This window comes from Acinetobacter rongchengensis (assembly GCF_003611475.1).
GTDB classification, from domain to species: domain Bacteria; phylum Pseudomonadota; class Gammaproteobacteria; order Pseudomonadales; family Moraxellaceae; genus Acinetobacter; species Acinetobacter rongchengensis.
This window is the reverse complement of record NZ_RAXT01000065.1, coordinates 1-15,357: the sequence shown is the minus strand read 5'-3', so window position 1 is coordinate 15,357 and position 15,357 is coordinate 1. Positions and strand designations below refer to the sequence as shown.

General features: G+C 35.5%; 18 protein-coding genes. 11 read left to right on the top strand and 7 right to left on the bottom strand.

What is annotated here, in order from left to right:
* The 4 genes from D7V20_RS17040 to D7V20_RS17025 form a co-directional block, all read right to left on the bottom strand.
* Window positions 1-1,597 (bottom strand): zinc ribbon domain-containing protein (locus D7V20_RS17040; RefSeq protein WP_120385218.1); only part of this gene is annotated, 1,597 nt, incomplete at its 3' end.
* 201 nt (window positions 1,598-1,798) lie between these two features.
* A complete protein-coding gene (locus D7V20_RS17035) occupies window positions 1,799-2,128 on the bottom strand; it encodes a hypothetical protein (protein WP_038350046.1) in 330 nt (109 codons plus the stop codon).
* 242 nt (window positions 2,129-2,370) lie between these two features.
* A complete protein-coding gene (locus D7V20_RS17030) occupies window positions 2,371-2,832 on the bottom strand; it encodes an H-NS histone family protein (protein WP_038350047.1) in 462 nt (153 codons plus the stop codon).
* Window positions 2,833-2,943: 111 nt separating this feature from the next.
* On the bottom strand, window positions 2,944-3,459 hold the full coding sequence (locus D7V20_RS17025) for a DUF2726 domain-containing protein (RefSeq protein ID WP_120385217.1): 516 nt from the start codon (window positions 3,457-3,459) through the stop codon (window positions 2,944-2,946).
* Between the two features lie 218 nt (window positions 3,460-3,677).
* Between D7V20_RS17025 and D7V20_RS17020 the strand changes: the two genes are divergently transcribed.
* On the top strand, window positions 3,678-4,367 hold the full coding sequence (locus D7V20_RS17020; RefSeq protein WP_005006214.1) for a hypothetical protein: 690 nt from the start codon (window positions 3,678-3,680) through the stop codon (window positions 4,365-4,367).
* Window positions 4,368-4,584: 217 nt separating this feature from the next.
* Here the strand turns inward: D7V20_RS17020 and D7V20_RS17010 are convergent, their stop codons facing one another.
* Entirely contained in the window at window positions 4,585-5,442 is an 858-nt protein-coding gene (locus D7V20_RS17010; protein ID WP_228274092.1) for a hypothetical protein, read from the bottom strand.
* On the opposite strand from D7V20_RS17010, the gene D7V20_RS20215 reads away from it, so the two are divergent.
* From D7V20_RS20215 to D7V20_RS20205, 7 genes are all read left to right on the top strand, one after another.
* Window positions 5,432-5,656, top strand: coding sequence for a hypothetical protein (locus D7V20_RS20215; protein WP_235831665.1), 225 nt, complete (start codon window positions 5,432-5,434; stop codon window positions 5,654-5,656). The two genes, D7V20_RS17010 and D7V20_RS20215, sit on opposite strands and share 11 nt — an antisense overlap.
* 77 nt (window positions 5,657-5,733) lie before the next feature.
* The gene (locus D7V20_RS20210; protein ID WP_005006220.1) at window positions 5,734-7,650 is read left to right on the top strand and encodes a hypothetical protein; all 1,917 of its coding nucleotides are present in this window, start codon (window positions 5,734-5,736) and stop codon (window positions 7,648-7,650) included.
* Between the two features lie 139 nt (window positions 7,651-7,789).
* On the top strand, window positions 7,790-8,614 hold the full coding sequence (locus tag D7V20_RS17000; protein WP_235831664.1) for a hypothetical protein: 825 nt from the start codon (window positions 7,790-7,792) through the stop codon (window positions 8,612-8,614).
* A gap of 113 nt (window positions 8,615-8,727) precedes the next feature.
* The gene (locus D7V20_RS16995; RefSeq protein ID WP_120385215.1) at window positions 8,728-9,300 is read left to right on the top strand and encodes a hypothetical protein; all 573 of its coding nucleotides are present in this window, start codon (window positions 8,728-8,730) and stop codon (window positions 9,298-9,300) included.
* Window positions 9,301-9,308: 8 nt separating this feature from the next.
* Window positions 9,309-10,259 carry a tyrosine-type recombinase/integrase gene (locus tag D7V20_RS16990; protein ID WP_227541429.1) on the top strand — a complete coding sequence of 317 codons (951 nt, stop codon included), beginning with the start codon at window positions 9,309-9,311 and terminating at the stop codon, window positions 10,257-10,259.
* 75 nt (window positions 10,260-10,334) lie between these two features.
* Complete coding sequence (locus D7V20_RS16985; RefSeq protein WP_005006227.1) at window positions 10,335-10,712, top strand: helix-turn-helix domain-containing protein; 378 nt, start codon at window positions 10,335-10,337, stop codon at window positions 10,710-10,712.
* Window positions 10,713-10,732: 20 nt separating this feature from the next.
* Window positions 10,733-11,395 carry a hypothetical protein gene (locus D7V20_RS20205; protein ID WP_227553516.1) on the top strand — a complete coding sequence of 221 codons (663 nt, stop codon included), beginning with the start codon at window positions 10,733-10,735 and terminating at the stop codon, window positions 11,393-11,395.
* Window positions 11,396-11,528: 133 nt separating this feature from the next.
* Here the strand turns inward: D7V20_RS20205 and D7V20_RS16975 are convergent, their stop codons facing one another.
* Window positions 11,529-11,900, bottom strand: coding sequence for a hypothetical protein (locus tag D7V20_RS16975; protein ID WP_233747462.1), 372 nt, complete (start codon window positions 11,898-11,900; stop codon window positions 11,529-11,531).
* Between the two features lie 189 nt (window positions 11,901-12,089).
* Between D7V20_RS16975 and D7V20_RS16970 the strand changes: the two genes are divergently transcribed.
* Window positions 12,090-12,623, top strand: coding sequence for a hypothetical protein (locus D7V20_RS16970; RefSeq protein WP_005006266.1), 534 nt, complete (start codon window positions 12,090-12,092; stop codon window positions 12,621-12,623).
* Window positions 12,624-12,661: 38 nt separating this feature from the next.
* Here the strand turns inward: D7V20_RS16970 and D7V20_RS16965 are convergent, their stop codons facing one another.
* Window positions 12,662-13,303 (bottom strand): N-acetylmuramoyl-L-alanine amidase family protein, encoded by a 642-nt coding sequence (locus tag D7V20_RS16965; protein WP_005028445.1) that lies wholly within the window; start codon window positions 13,301-13,303, stop codon window positions 12,662-12,664.
* 191 nt (window positions 13,304-13,494) lie between these two features.
* On the opposite strand from D7V20_RS16965, the gene D7V20_RS16960 reads away from it, so the two are divergent.
* Entirely contained in the window at window positions 13,495-14,247 is a 753-nt protein-coding gene (locus tag D7V20_RS16960) for a hypothetical protein (protein ID WP_005006271.1), read from the top strand.
* Between the two features lie 274 nt (window positions 14,248-14,521).
* The coding region (locus tag D7V20_RS20380) for a site-specific integrase (RefSeq protein WP_120385214.1) at window positions 14,522-15,357 on the top strand (836 nt) is incomplete at its 3' end.

Here is a 15,357-nt window from a genome sequence, read left to right as displayed (position 1 = left end):
GGTTCATAGATGACATGCGGTTAATATCTGCTTCAGACGTTGGGGCAACCACAATGCTTTGGCTTTTGGCAAAGTCGGCTAAATGCTCTTTCAGTACAACAGCATCATCAGTACAAGCAGTCATGCTCAAGATCGCACGGTTTTGATATTTACCGAAGGTCGTTGTGCTAATTTCAGCGTACCAGACACGTAACGTCATGGTTTCAACATTGATGACTTCTTTTTGTGATTTCACGCTGTCGTCAAGGTAACGGCCAAAGTTAATTTGAGACAATTGATAGCTACCTTTAGCCTCAACCCATATTAGTTTTGATACAAAGTCAAAACGGCTCCATAGGTAATTACCGTGCTCAAAACAAAACTTCCCTAAGATCCACATCGATACACCAAAGAAACCATAAGTGAAGACGCTAAAATCCAGATAGCTTCCGTTATATAGACCTTTGGCAAAAATAGTCATTAATACGACTGAAGCAATAAAACTTAACAATCCAAAACTATTGAGGATGGCTAACCAGCGATACTTTTCTTCTTTGAAGCATGAGCTCAATGTCATATCACGAAGGGTATTGATTGGCACTGGTTGAGTTTCTTCTAAGATCTCACCCTCAAAAGCACCGTTTTTACTGCGAGAGTTGATAACTGGCAACTGGCGTGAATAGATTCTGTTAGGAATAGCACTTTCCCAATTCTTTTGTAGATGGCGTTCAAGTTCATCAAACAACTGCATTGGTTGGCAATTCATACTCAAACTATCCTGAACGACTCCAGCACTGGCTTGTGGTGGCTGTTTTACCATTTGAGCAATCACGGCCAAGAAGAATATCGCAATCGCAATCAGCGCTGCAATTAACGTAAAAATTGCTTTATCCATGCTTGGCAACCAAATAGGTGCAACTGCATGTTGGGTAAGGATAGGAACCAATACAGGTCCAAGAATGGCGACTAAAACCAAACCAATGACTTTAGATAAACCAATTTCTTGTGCACCTGAGTTCGGATTAGCCATAGGACGCAATAAAACAATCAAAATAATGGCGTTGTAAACAATCCCAAGCCAAGCACCTGTATTGGGTGATGCACCCACATACGCGATTAGAGCACTCACTAAGGTAATCAGAAAAACAATCGCATTTTGAAATTGAGCTTCTGCAGCGTTACGGATGAATAATGGCGAAAAAATAAGATTAGGGAACAGTGAATATAGAATCCCGTTCACTGAGCCTTTTGGTTCTTCATAAATCAAAGCGCTTTGGCGTAGGATCTCTTTAATATCGGTTGCACCAGGATAAGCACCAGTTTCTTGAATGGATAACTCCTGTGCAAGTCCGGCTGGTTGATCACGACCAAAGTAGAACTTTAGGTTTGATAAGCCTGTGGTCAGCAGTAGAGCGCCATAACTGAACATTGCTAGACCAACTATAAGCGGTGGTAGTGCAACAAATACACCGTTACTGAATAGACCTTTTGCACTGAAAATTAAGCTTAGGCCAGCCAGCATAAAAACGATGGCACCGATCACTTTAAAAATGTTTTCTATTCGGTAGGGATTAGGGAATTCAAACCGCTTATCTTGCGAGTTATATTCATATGCCATTTTTAATACTCCTTAACGCATTTATCTAATTACGTTTTAACTGGTTAATTATAACTAAGTCGTGGGGTATAAAGTTTTTTTAGTTAAAATGAATCACTGTTTTAGTTAAGTTTTAATAAGGGAATTTAAAAAGTATTTTAAAGGCGCATTAAAAAAGGGGATAACGAATCCCCTTTAAAGATGTACCAAGCTTATGTGCTGTTATTTGTTTTGATCTGCTTGTTTTTGAGCATCTGCAGCTGCAGCGTTCAGCATAGAAGACATATCATTTGGCTCGTCCTCTTTTGGTGGATTTTGTTCTGCAGTTTTTTGATGTGCATCAAAATCGTGGCCCTCAACTTTTGAAGGTTTTTCATTATCGACATAAGCTTCACGCGCTGCTTGTAGGTCTGCAGATGGATCTACTTTGTCAATTTGTTCATCTGGTTGAATAGGTTTTGATTGAGATGTTGATTCTTCTTTTTTACTACAACCAACTAAAACCAAACCTACAGATAATAAGCCAGTTAATAATAGAGTTTTGAATGACATTTAATCGCCTCCAGCGAAACATAAGCAAAGGTATAGTCACATATACTTATAATGTATATACCAAAATTTAACTAAAACTAGTCCGTTGTATAACGTGACCTTTATAAAAACGGTTTAAGTATATACCAATTGCAAATTTTCTTGTTATCGGCTGAAAGCTAATAGAATAGGGTATCGCTTAACGACACTATATAATGGCAAAAAAAAACCACCTTTTACGGTGGTTTCACTAGTTTTAAAGATTAAATCTCTTTAAGGTCTAGATTTTGTTCGCAATAACTACGTACAGCTTCTTTATCTGAAGGATCTAAACCCTTTTCAATCATTTCTTCACGTAACCATTTAATTACTTGACCGCGACCAGCCCAACGTAAGCTGTTGTTTTCACGGTGAACCCATTCATGCGTAAGCTTACGTTTTTGACGTCTTACAGGCTCAACTTTTGTGGTATCAATGTGGTTGTTTTTTAGATATTCACTAAGTGTATGGATGTCCACAACACCATCGGCAGTAATTTTTTCTGAAATGATTGCATTAATGGCACTAACAGCATCGTGAAAAGCTTTATTTTCTTTAACGACTAGTTGTTGTTGAAGTTCTTCAATATAATTCTGAAGTTCAACAGGTGACATTTGAGCAACATTTTCTGGTTTTGATACATTTAACATGTCATTAGTTCCAGTATTGCGAGTTAAGTTGTTCATGATTAAACCTTTAGAAATATATTTGAAAATTAATTCAAAATATCTCTTACGACAAAACCATTTTTACACATTTACATTATTAAAATCAATTAGAGTTAATCGTATTTATACCTAAATATACCTTGAAATGGTTTTTCTTATAACTTTTATGTCTGGAATTTCCTTAAACCTAATGACAGGAATGCCAGCACTCTTCAAAAGCTCGTCACGCCTTTTATCTTTATCCTGGGTATATTTATGATAATGCCCATCAAGCTCAATAGATAATATAGGATTGTAGTCTTCATCAACAATCAAATAGTCCACGTAAAGCCTAGAAAACTGATTTCGGGTACTTATGTTTTGCGTGGTCATAAAAGCACTCATGCTTACTTGCACCAAAATGTTGCGTGATGGAATGACCTGTTCTAGTGCATCAAGCATTGTAATCTCGTCTTTTGTAAGGACTTTTTTAGATACAAGCTCCTGATTCTTTTGAGGCTTACGATAGCCTTTTTTTGAATTCTTTTTGGCTTTAGTTTTAGGTTTGCGAAATACGCCACATAAAGCAAAAACGAACTTATACACTATATAAAACAATGAATAAATTATAGACTTTAACAAAAAGGAATTTAAAATCGTTTCCATAAACCTAATACACAACAAATTTTAAAGGGTGCTTAAACTTCTTAAACATATTAGATAGTTTTAACGGTGATTGATACGAATTAACTAAAAATGTTTAAGGACTATTAGTGATGCAATGTTAAAAATAGTATAATCTTGTAAAGACAGCTTAGAAGCAGTTTTAAAAGTAAAACTGGTTCTCACAAATAACACCGACTATTTCACTGGAAAAGTTTAAAATGGTATTTAATAAACGTACTTTAGCTTTACTGATTGGTACAATCTCGCTATCAGCACACCTCTATGCCAACAACACAACCGTTAAAGTCTCACAAACTCCAATTGTATCATCTTCACCAATTCCCTTAGTTAAAGCGAATGCAATTGAACAATACTATATCAATGTTAAACATCGCTTTAATGGTGCGGAATTTGAACAACCGCCTCGTAAAATTAAGAGCATTAAACTTAACTTGAATGTTATTAATAACGGGGAAGTGGTTTTAACGGCGCACGAAGCTGATAAATCCAAGCTGGAAGACTATTTACAGCAAAACCCTAAAAACTCGGAACTATTGGCCAGTTACGTTGCTCGTATGATCAATTACAACCACGGCTATACGGTTCCTGAAAACAAGGGTAAATACAGCAAGTATGCAAGTACGACTGTATATGAAGCTCTTCTTGATGAATTGAACTATAACTTCGCAACTACGCCAGTAGTATCAGTAGATAGTTATGCAAGCCAACAACAGCTTGAATCTGCTTATCTATACATCCTTTCTCGTTTAGATCCACAAGAAAAAGCGGTGTTTTGGCAATTTGTGAACACATACAAAGTAGGGGATAAGATTGAGATCCCTGAAGGTACTGTTATAGCAGATGTCTTGAACACTTATAAAATCCAATTGAATTTTAAAGCGCCTTAATCACTAAACAGGTAAGGAATATTTAGGAACAAACTATATTATTTTTTTAAAGTTATTTTTTACCTGTTCCTATATGTAAAGAATATTCTTGGGATCAGGGTGTTGCTCCTAGAGTTCGCAATCTTATTCAGTCAGAAGATCGTGATACTCCAAGTGATAATAGTCGTGATCAAAAAAAAAGCCTACATTGTAGGCTTTTAGCTTTTTTAGATCTGTATTACTGAATTAAGTCGTCAACGGCTTCACCAAGGTAGGTTGGATCGTATTGCTTATACAAATAGTTTTCCAGAATTGGTAAATCTGGTGCTAAAACCATTCGCGTAATTTTAGGACGATCTTCTTCAAGGTTAAGCTTCACATGTACGGCGAAGAAATCAATGTTGTTCGTGATGAAGTCATATTCTTTACGACCAGTACTTTTGAGTTGATCAACCATACGCGAAAAGTAGTGGTTATTCGTAATAGAGCAATTCAAGAACTCTAACGCATCTTTTTCAGTAACATTAATTTCAATAATGTTATTAAGGAAGGCCAGCTCTGGTTTAATTAAGTTGCCGTTACGGTCTGCAGTTAGACATTTTGTAGAAAAGGTACCAATACCAGCCATACGACCATCATATTTCACAAAACCGTGCTCTTCAGATGCAACTAAGTTTGACGCATGAACGTATAGAGTAGGGTGGTGCTTTGTATTCCACTCTAAATCAATAACGTCAGTTTCATTTTCTGCATAGTGAGATTGTAAAAGAGATCTATTGAGGTTGGTATAGAGGACTTGATCAAGCTCTAATACTTTGCGGCGATATAGCTCAGCGAAGGCAATACCGTACTGAGATAAGATATTACATGTTGTATTGAAGCTATTGCAGTAAATCGCACGGTTATCGTTACCGCCGTCTCGATCCTCACTGACCACAATTACATGGTTCCCTAAAACACCATTGATTTTATAAACCACAATTGAGCCTAATGCGAAGTTTTGGGTAAGTAGTTCTTCACCCTCAAATCGTACTGCCGTGCAGTTTTTAATATTTTCTGCGCTTAAAGGATAATTACCCGGTGTGATGGACCACAATGTTGAGACTGGTACAAATAGAGGCTCAATAGAACTACTTAAGTCAACTCGACCAATCGTGATGATGCTTGTGCCGTTAAAACTATCGCCCTTGTGTTCTGCAACGGCTGATGTTCCGATCGTACCTGGTATTTGTGCGTTCTCTGAAGCGCTATTATTTGGTACAACTGATTCTGTCATGAAACAACTCACTAAAAGTTTTATCTTTGTTTAAAAATACCACATGATAAATAGTATTAAAACTTATACTACTATTATAAGATGATCTTTAAGATTCATAAAGGTATATTTATGCTAAACCATAAAACCCAAGTTTGTTTTTTTAATAACCTGATTGGACGTTTTTATAAAAACCATTTGATCATAGATGTTAAAACTTTAAACCTAGATTTTATTTTAGATGTTATTGAATTTCCGACATCAATTGAAGGTTTAAAAAAAGCACCTAAAGTATCAAAAATTAAAATACCTTTTACGCAACTTGCTCAGGATCTTCAGCCACAAAATTACCTAGATTTAGTCCAATCTGATGCCAAAAATCTGTATCTGCAGATTGGGCAAGAAAGACGTTATATTCACGGCGAACAAACTAATTTTTCATATGCTACATCGGTGTTTCAGCAGATCGGTGATGATGAAGTGCTCCAGCTTGAGGCTTTGAACTATGCACTGAAGCTCCAAAGCATTACTAATGGTATTCAGCAACATACAACAGCGATTGAGACATATATCGAGCTAAAGCCTTTACGATATGCGTTTAGCTTAGATACGTTCATAAGTGCAACTGCAGATCTAGATCAACCTTTCGATACTCGTGAAGCGCTTTCTGGCCATATCGTTAACCATTGGGAAAAATGGGTTAAAGCAAACAATATCACCAGTGAAAGTTCTTATGATGCGGTGCTAATAAATACCGATAAATTAATACTGGTTCGAGTCGGTATTCACTCATTCTCAGTGAAGATTACAGACCTTGAAGTGGCTGACGGCGTTATCTATGCTTCTCTTTGTGATTTAGAGCTCTTACAGGTGCTTCTACCAACGTTCTTTGATGGTATACCTTGCCGTATTACTGCATATGCCGATATGAACATTCAATATGCTGTATCGCAATATAAGACTTGGCTATCAAGTCAAAACCTGAAGAAGATCCAGTACGTTCGCAAACAAGGTATTGAGAAGTACTTGCGTAAAAAATTAGAAGATGAAAGTGACTTAATCGGTAACGCGCAACTTGCCAAAACCCTAATGAATACCAGCTATACAGAACAAACAGTCTCATTTTTTTCTGACGCTTGGGGATTATCGTACGCAAACCATTTTGAGAAGAAAATTCGTCATGCTTTTGATCTGGTCATACAGGCTTTGGATCATGAAGGGATCTCATTAGAGCAGCTGCAGTTCATCAATAGCCTAACAAAAGGGGCAATTGAGAATGCTATTAACGAGATGCTGAACAAGACTGGTTCGCCGTTAAACGTGGTACCAACACTCACTCAAGAATTACTGTTAATTTGCGATGAATTCAATGCCAAAAAACTCAACATATCAAGTGAGCTCTTGGATGCAATCACTCAGTTTGCAGAACAATATGCAGTATCACCACTGTTGGCCATTAAGCGTGATAGCGCCGTGTATTTGCTGTATGAACCATTAGATGCCGATAATCAGCTAATTGATTATGAGTGGTTTTGTACTGCGGTATATACCAAAAATCAGTTTGTGCCTGAAGCCGATGAACAACATAAAACAAATGTAGCGGATCTTCTTAAATCGGTTGAAGTACTGCATGTATTCAAGCCGAATATCCTGTCGTGGACCAATGGCAAGGTATTTGAAACGCCAGAAGAAAAGAAAAATGCTTTTATGTTATGTCTCACACCTGAAGCATTTGAAAATCAAATAGAATTCTTACGCACTAAGAACGCAATACCAGGATATTTTAAAAACCTGATTACATCCTTAGGTGGTTTAAGTACAGTGGCCACGGAACAAGATAAATACGGTGTATTTTTGATTGAGTCGATCGCTAAAAATTCGACTGGTTTTGCATATCAAGGACAACTCTTTCCTATCGATCAAAATGCCCAAATTGACTTAGATCAATGCTCAAATTTAACGCTTAATTCTAAACTACTACCAAAAAACTACCTGACCTTTAAAAGACTAATGAGATTAAGCGATAGTTTAACGAATGGCGTTAAATAGGTTTAAGAAATATTATTATTTTTACTTTAAGTTTAAATAGTGGTTTTTTAAATGCACAAAAATAAAGTATTATACTTTCAAACATAAAACCCTTTTAAAGTTATACAGAGAATACTGAATGAAACTATTAAAAACTGCGATGGTGGGTATCCTTGGTACTGTAATAGCACATACTGCTTTTGCTTATGATGATGTACCAACCCCAAATCCAAACTTTAAAGAAGCTTACGTGGGGCTTTTAACGCCATCTAAAAACTTTAATGTTGTTGCTGGTGGCCTTACACCTGAAATCAGCGAATATAAACTGTCTGATAGCTATTTTGAGAACAATTCAAATCAACGATACAAAGCGACAGCTCACCTTTATCAACAGATGAATACTCGACAACGAGCGATGTATTTATTAGTTCAGCACACAGCTTACTTAAACGATATTTTCTACCCTCAACGTAACCCTTTAGTTAATCCAAACGTATCAGACGAACAATTGAATGTTGAACCAGCACTTAATAAACTGCAGTCCTTACGTACTGACAAAGATATTGTCGAAAATGTTGTAGATCGTGAAACTATGCTTCAGGTATTAAAAGCACATTACGATTATTATATGCGCGATCAATTTACAGTACGTTTTTACGGTAAAAACCAAAACACATTTACTTATGGAATTGATAACTATTCTGGTTTAAAAATACGTTCGGTGGAAGGAAACTTACGCATTGTTGATCGCAAAAGAGGTACATTGTTAGGTGACTCAATGGTTAAGTTAAACCACTGGATACCAGCTACCCGTACCAAAGAGCGCCGCACTATTGATATACCGTCTTCCATGCCAGAATGGAAAGACGTTGAAATTAAAGATCTTGCAATTAAATTCCAACCAACTGCAATAACAACCATGCAAGGTAAACGCATTGATATTAATAAAATCTATGCGTACAACACTGAAAAATTCAATTTCTAATGTATATAGCGGTCACTATCGACCGCTTTATTTTGTTCCTGGATAAATATTAACCGTAGCCTAAGCAAAAGTTACTTGTAACTTAGAAAGGATATCTAATTAAGGTTAGAACTATGAAGAAATTACTTCTTTCAATTGCATCTGTAATCATGATCGGGGGATGCACAGAAGTTCCGAAGGATATGTCACATGTTGATGTTTTTACAAAAGATCGCTACCTATCGACAGCATATGAGTTTAATAAGCTGGTTGATGATACATTCAAATACACGTATTCAAACATCCCATTTTTAATGGTTACGGGAGGGTGGAGTGTTAGTGGTCCAAAAGAACCAATATCGCAAATTGTATACAGTTGCTTAGCTTCTAATGAGGTGCAATTGGTTACAAAATACAAACTATTTATGCCCGAAGTTACTTACATCAAAACACCTGAAAACCAGGTGAAAAATTGCATCATTAAACATTCAAATGACTCAATTAATGCTGATGCGCTGAATGACCTTAAAGCGTTCCCTTTATTCCAAAAATATGCAGACAATCCATTTTTACGTAAGACCGTGGATGCTGCGAAAGCAGATGGCAAAATCTCAGTAAAAGAATATATGGATATTGTGCAGATTGTCATAAAATTAAGTGGAGCTGACAAACAGGTTCAGCTAGAGAAAACTATTCAAGAGCTTTAGGTATTCATATGTCGGAAAATCTATCCATGCATAGCATGTCGAATGAGGAATTGATTCAAGAATGGCTTGATAGCCTGAAGCTTGAAAATAAGTCCGACATGACGATTAATGAATACAAAAAGAGCTTACTTTTGATGTTAGAAATGCCTTTTTTTAAAGGTAAACATCTATTGGAACTAGACCGCGATTACATCACATCATTTCGGTTGCATCGAATCGATGTTGATATTGTTTCTGCAAGAACACTCAACAAAAATTTATCAGCTTTAAAAAACTTCCTGAACTATTGTCTGCGTAAGGAATATATACCTGAAAACTTCTTTTCTGACATTCGGGTTAAGTTCAAAAACCAAAGCTTACCGCGCCCGATCGCCGTGAATACGTTGAATGAGATACTTGATAACAAGACGCCATTAAATCCGAAATACAATAATCAAAAGTTAAGAGATCTAGCAGCTGCAGAAATTGCTTATTCTGGCGGTTTACGTATCTCTGAATTACATGCCATCAAACTAAGTGATATCAACCTCAGTGCTATGCAACTAAAGGTATTGGGTAAAGGAAATAATGAACGGATTGTTTTTTTAGGAAAAAAATCACTAGAGGCTATTTCTACTTGGCTTTTAGTTCGTAATCGTTGGATTTCAAAAGCTGGAGTAGAAGACTGCGGATATTTATTCATTGCACCATCTGGCAAACATATTGCGAAAAACCATTTAGGTGCATGCATTACAGCTCTGTTAAAGGCGCATGGTTCTGGAAATATTGGTAGTACTCATGCTTTGAGACATAGTTTTGCATCGCACTTGTATAACAAAACAAAAAATATTCGCGCCGTTCAGGAAATGCTAGGTCATAAATCACTATCTTCGACACAAGTATATATTCTTGTAGATCACGAAACGTTGATTAGTTCTTATAAAGATGCACATCCACGCGCTAGAGCGAACCAAGATTAATAATTTATTCGCTTCTTGTACTTCTAAAGATATATCGTAAACGATCGAAATAATTAACTTTTGATGGTGCCCGTAATGGCTAAGACTTTTGAACAAGTAAAAAAAGAATTTTTCAATACAAGGGTCATCACAAACAATCGACTACCTAAGCGTGGTGAAAGCCACAAAATTGCTGTGAAACTTGGTTTAATAGACCAAAAACAATCAACATATGTTAAAAAACAGAAACTTTCATATGTTGGCTTATCTGTAATTGAGTGTTTTGAAGAAGCTGGTTTAGATGATGTCTATATCAATGAAAAAATTGAAGAGTTTTCAGAGCTAAAAAACTATACTTCATTACATAAGGCATTAAGAATACTTGATGACGGCCACATGGCCCGTTTAGCAAAAAAATTAGAGGTTTCAGTCGATATGCTCAATGCGACATTGGCTGTGCTGAATAAAATATAAAAAACGGATTGAACCAACCCATGAATGCAAATGAGCTTTATGAAAAGTTACAGCAAATTGGTAAGCCACTGGTCCACGTAGAAAGCCTCGTATCTACAATGCAGTTGGAAATCCCTGTTGAGGAGATTGAAAAACACATTGAACTTTTCGGGGTTAATTTTTTACTGGTAGAAGTTGTTCGATATACCTTTGACGGTTTTCTATCTCCAGAGTACCAACACTATATAGACGAATTCATTGCAGAAAATGAACTGGATGAAGATGTCATTTTGAATATCAGAAATAAAACATCATCAGATATAGGCCTGGTTAATGTTGGCTTTAATCTAAATGGTTGCATCCTTGGCTTAACCCATACGGATGAATGGATGGAACATTTATTCCACTTGGTTAAGTTCATTACTGACAGTGAAAAACGCGAGAAAAGTAGGAACTTTTTGTCTGAACAAGACAAAATCAAGGAACAAAAAGTTTTAGAAAAACAAGCCAAAGAAAAAGAAAGGGAAGTGATGATTCAACAGGTAGAGGATCTCACCAATACCGATGATTTTAAATTATGCAAAACGAAGGGTGAAATATTGTTGTTTTGGGAAAAGAACATTCCTGACCTATACAAAACTCTATCCAGAACTTTTATGGAAACAATGTCTAAGAAATATATCTCTATATTGCGTGGCTCATGAAGTGATACGATATGAGGAAGAACAACGAGTAGTGCATAAATCAGCGTTCTTGAACAACGCAAACAACAATAAAAATTAGTACTCAGCATTCACCAAAGTTTTGTATTGAGAATATTTCGTCAAATTTACTGTGTCACGTACTTGGCCATATTGAATACTGCCTAGATCTGAGTAGGTAAGGTTTTTCTTTTTGAGATACTGCAACCAATAATTCATAGTTATTTCTTTGATTGAGTTCAATTGCTGAAGCGATATTTTTGTCTTGGCTCACTTGAGAAGTAATGCTTTGGATCTCCTTTCTATCTGAAGCAGATACATCCAATGTAGTTAAATAAAATCCGATCGATAGAAATATTGTGGCGGTTAAAGTGAATAGGGATGCACCAGTAAGATAAACGGCGCGTAGAGTTCTATACTTTGTATAAACCACAACTGAAGATATGCAGATTGCCAAACATAGCGCAAGAATAACGGCATGTTGGTCTAGATAATCTGAGAAAAGCATTGTAAAGCCTGAAGTACAAAAACATGTTATATCACTTAGCTACCAAGCCATTTGTAGTATTTGAGACTTATCGTATATATGAAATATAAATAGCAAACCTTTGGTATATACTGAATCGGTTTAAAGTGCTGAAACAATAGGCTTTAGAAATAAAATACTAGTCAAAATGTGAATAATCAGGGGGTACACATGGGGCAAGCTAAGCAAAGAGGTACAGCTCAAGAACGTGCTGAAAGTGCAATTCAAAGTACGATTGATGCAACCTTGGCAAAGATTAAGACCGTACTTGATAGATACTATCAAGACATGCCGAATAACTTCTCGCAAGCTGAAAATTACTTTACTGGATATGTCGCTGCATTTGATATTAAAGATGGGATGGAACTTGAAGGTAAAGAGTCTGAATGGGCTTATGATGGTTTACCTACGCCTACCGCTTTACTCAAACTCGTTGAAACTGAGTTAAACGAAGTGATACGTGAAGATAAAGAGTTTTTGGATGACTTTGATCCTGAAATGTATATTGAAGAACTAGGCGAAAACTTGATGTTCTTCCGCTATATAGGTGCTTCTAGTTTCGATACGCCAGATGATGTTTTGCATAATATTCAAACAGTGTCATTTTGGGCGCCACACTTGGTCATGATTAATGGCGTATGGCATAACACTTATGATGCTGGTGCGGTCAATGATGATGGTGAAACGGTCGGCATAAGATTCTAATTCTAGAGGGGTGCATATTGATTACTGCAGCATGCACCTTATTGGTTTAAACATTGCTGTATCGACTGAGCAATATTTTCAGATATTTTCCAGATTACTTTCTGATTAGATAAGCGATTTGCTTCTTCAGGATTGGCAATCACGCCGATCTCAATTAAAACCGCCGGCTTTTGTGATTTCTTCAGGACCACTAGATTGTCATATTGATATACGCCATTTGAGGTCAAAAGCTTTTTGTTTTCACCTGGTATATTAATGCCATGGTAAGTAGAAGGGCTTTCACCAATTGATTTTAGGTTCTGGCCAATGAGATTGGCGCATTTCAAACTTTTTCCGTATTCTGGATTTTTCTTTGATACAAAAATTGAAAAACCTTTGAGTTGATTCTTGTACTTGGTCAGCTCAGTAGGTATTGAGTCGTGGTGCACCGAAATAAAAAGATTAGCATTAGGGTATCTGGTCGCACGTTGAACCAGTGAGACTTTATCTTCATTCACTGAAGATCTGAGCACTTGGACATGACGCGATTTAAGAAAGTATTCAATAGAATTGACCATGCTAAGGTTGTAAGTGTATTCAGGATAGCCGTTAGCTGCAGTAGATCCAGCTTGTTTTGGTGAATGGCCAACATCAAGTACTACTGAATTTTCAGCAAAGATAGATTGTGTAATGATTGACATTGCTAATATCGATATACATTTTAGCTTTAGCACAATTAAAACCCTTTAAGCTATTATTATGGTTTTAAGTATATTTAATTTAAAAAAAATTAAAAGGTTTAAAAGGTTTTGTTAAAATGGTTTTAAGATGGTTTTAAGATGGTTTTAAGATGGTTTTAAGATGGTTTTAAGATGGTTTTAAAGTACTTATCATGAGAGCTCTAAATACAATTTTGGATATAAAATTTATACATCGACTGTTCACTCAGTTTGTAGAACATCACCCACGACCATTGAGTGTTCACTTCCTGAAAGGCACCTATATAGATGAATTAGAGGGTTATAAGTCTAAATGGCTCGTTCGTTCTATTCAGCGTCTTATTAAAAATTGGGTCCAATTGGGGATGATAGAGGATCTAGGGCGTTCTACTTGTCGCTCATCTAAATATTATAGATTAAGTAAGTATGGTGAGCTGTTCCTTAAAATATATAGAACGAATGCTAATGTTAACTTTTATGACAATCCTAAGTTTAAGATATTAAAAAAAGATATTTCATATCGTTATTTTACCTTTACATATTTTGCAGTTTGCCAAAACAAATCCTTTAAATTGTCAGATCTGCAAAAACTTGGTGACTGCCTGAATTACCACATTCACGGACGTTCTTGGCAGCGTAATATTAATTTGTTCATTGAAGCTGGAATTATTTCATGTGAACGTCAATGTCCATCAGAAAGTTATAATTATCATGTAATCAAAGCATCCATCCATGCATTTGTGAAATCAGAACCCATTGAACGCATTGAGTTTGAAAAAAACTTGCTGAACTTAGGTATCGTGAACAATTATGAAAAATATATAGACTACAATAATTTGCTGTTTCACGTTTTGTTTAGCAAATGGATTAACAGTCCAGTTGACTTTGGATATTTTGTCGATCAAAACTTTTACGGTGCCAGCTAAGCTCACTCAAAACATCTACGGTGTAATACACCGTAAAAAGAATTGCACCTGGTACTTGCCACTAAAAAATGACAGTGAATGACATTTTGAGAGAAAAAATTGTGGGGTAGTGCCTTTTCTACTCCTTTGAGAATTATAATTATGACAATTCCGATACACCTAACAATAACTTCATATTTTTCTTTCTTGAACTAAGATTCAATAACTTAACTAATTTCTATTTCAATCATAAAATATGATATGTTGACCTTAAGAATAATTCATAAACTTTACTATGTTTGCTTTAAAAACAATTCATTTAGAAAAGAAAGTCTCAAACGAAAATCAAATTATTCTTTTATTTGATTTAGATTCATTCTGTCCATGTATGTACCCTATGCTGTACACCATGAAATTTCTTAGATTTCAAAGTATCTCTACGCAGCATGCAGATTTAATCGCAATAAAATTTTGGTATGAATTTTGGTTTGAAAAGTTTGCCACGTCCTTTTGTGAGTCGTTCTATTCGACATCCTATAATTTTGAGATCATTCAATGTGAAATTGATAATTTCATTGTTTACTTAGAAAATAATAAAAAACTTGAAAGTAATCTTATACGGCTAAGCAATTCAGAACATATTAATTACACAACAATTGGTCATAGAGTTAGATCCTTCTTAAAGTTTTACAACTTCTTGATTAATGAATACTTAAGCATGCAATCACAGCCACAACTTACGTTGAAGGAAATTCAAAAAATTAAAGAAAACTTGAATAAATATATGACAATAAAGAAAAAAATTATAAATAATTTTTCAAAAGCCAATAAGACAATTAAAAGTGAGATAAATCATAATTTTAAGAGCATGAATCAGGAAATGATTAAAGGATTGTATTCAGTCATTTCACCAAGTAACTCTAATAAATACAATGAATTAAATCCTTTTAGATCTAAAAATGTACAACTCAGAAACTTTCTGATCATACATCTCATGCTCAACTATGGTCTTAGAATTGGTGAGCTTATGCTACTAACAACCAACTCTATTAAAAAATCAATTCAGAATCATAGTTTTAGTTTAATTATTACAAATACAGATGATGAGTTCGATGATCGATCAAAAAAGAG